The sequence below is a fragment of the Streptomyces sp. Root1310 genome, assembly GCF_001426425.1.
Lineage (GTDB): Bacteria > Actinomycetota > Actinomycetes > Streptomycetales > Streptomycetaceae > Streptomyces.
The window spans coordinates 1-2043 of record NZ_LMEQ01000028.1; the positions used below are offsets into that span (position 1 = coordinate 1).

The window sequence follows — 2043 nt, forward strand, 5'->3', positions numbered from 1 at the left end:
CACCGGAGGTCGGCGCCGTGCTCGGCCGCCATCCGCTGCGGGAGCTGGTGACCGCGTCCGAGCCGCTGCCGCTGCTGGTCGAGCGGGAACGCGCCCTGTACGGCGCCTGGTACGAGTTCTTCCCGCGCTCCGAGGGAACCGCCGAACGCCCGCACGGCACGTTCGACACCGCCGCGCGCCGGCTCCCCGCGATCGCCGCGATGGGCTTCGACGTCGTCTACCTCCCGCCCATCCACCCGATCGGCACGACCTTCCGCAAGGGCCGCAACAACACCCTCGACCCCGGTCCGGACGACGTCGGCGTGCCCTGGGCGATCGGCTCGCCGGAGGGCGGTCACGACGCCGTCCACCCGGACCTGGGCACGCTGGAGGACTTCGGCCGCTTCGTGGAGCGGGCGTCCGAGCTGGGCCTGGNAACCGCCGAACGCCCGCACGGCACGTTCGACACCGCCGCGCGCCGGCTCCCCGCGATCGCCGCGATGGGCTTCGACGTCGTCTACCTCCCGCCCATCCATCCCATCGGCACGACCTTCCGCAAGGGCCGCAACAACACCCTCGACCCCGGTCCGGACGACGTCGGCGTGCCCTGGGCGATCGGCTCGCCGGAGGGCGGTCACGACGCCGTCCACCCGGACCTGGGCACGCTGGAGGACTTCGCCCGGTTCGTGGAGCGGGCGTCCGAGCTGGGCCTGGAGATCGCCCTCGACTTCGCCCTGCAGTGCTCCCCSGACCACCCCTGGGTGCAGAAACACCCCGAGTGGTTCCATCACCGGCCCGACGGGACCATCGCCTACGCCGAGAACCCGCCGAAGAAGTACCAGGACATCTATCCGATCGCCTTCGACGCCGACCTGGACGGTCTCGTCGCGGAGACCGTGCGGGTCCTGCGGCACTGGATGTCGTACGGGGTGCGGATCTTCCGGGTCGACAACCCGCACACCAAACCGGTCGTGTTCTGGGAGCGGGTCATCTCTCCGCACACCAAACCGGTCGTGTTCTGGGAGCGGGTCATCTCTGACATCAACCGCACCGACCCCGACGTGATCTTCCTCGCCGAGGCCTTCACCCGCCCCGCGATGATGCACACSCTCGSSCAGRTCGGSTTCCAGCAGTCGTACACCTACTTCACCTGGCGCAACACCAAGSASGARCTSACSGAGTACCTCACCGARCTCTCGGGGGACGCCGCCTCCTACATGCGGCCCAACCTGTTCGCCAACACCCCCGACATCCTGCACGCCTATCTGCAGCACGGCGGCCGTCCCGCCTTCGAGATCCGCGCCGTCCTCGCCGCCACCCTCTCGCCGACCTGGGGCGTCTACAGCGGCTACGAACTCTGCGAGAACACCCCCCTGCNCCGTCCCGCCTTCGAGATCCGCGCCGTCCTCGCCGCCACCCTCTCGCCGACCTGGGGCGTCTACAGCGGCTACGAACTCTGCGAGAACACCCCCCTGCGCGAGGGCGGAGAGGAGTACCTCGACTCGGAGAAGTACCAGCTCAAACCCCGTGACTGGGCGGCCGCCGAGCGGGAGGGGCGCAGCATCGCCCCGCTRCTCACCCGGCTCAACGAGATCCGGCGGGCGAACCCGGCACTGCACCAACTCCGCGATCTGCACTTCCATCCGACCGACAAGGAAGCGGTGATCGCCTACTCGAAGAGGAGCTCGAAGAAGAGCGGTTCGAACACGGTTCTGGTGGTCGTCAACCTCGACCCCCACCACACCCAGGAGGCGACGGTCTCGTTGGACATGCCGCAACTCGGCCTGGACTGGCACGAGTCGGTGCCGGTGCGCGACGAGCTCACCGGCGAGACCTACCACTGGGGCAGGGCCAACTACGTGCGCCTCGAACCGGGCACCAGGCCCGCGCACGTACTCACCGTCCTGCGACCGTCCAACCCGCAGATCGGAGGGTCACCCACACCATGATCGTCAACGAGCCCGTTCCGGACACCTTCGAGGACACGCCCGCCAAGGACCGCGACCCCGAGTGGTTCAAACGCGCCGTGTTCTACGAGGTCCTCGTCCGCTCCTTCCAGGACAG

At 69.1% G+C, this 2043-nt stretch carries 2 pseudogenes; both read left to right on the forward strand.

The annotated features are described in order from the left end of the window. Positions 1 to 415: 415 nt before the first annotated feature. Positions 416 to 1356, forward strand: a pseudogene (locus tag ASD48_RS45600) (alpha-amylase family glycosyl hydrolase); the annotation flags it as partial. A 1-nt stretch (position 1357) separates the two neighbouring features. Further along, a pseudogene (locus tag ASD48_RS45605) lies at positions 1358 to 1928 on the forward strand (alpha-1,4-glucan--maltose-1-phosphate maltosyltransferase); the annotation flags it as partial. Between the last annotated feature and the right edge of the window lie 115 nt (positions 1929 to 2043).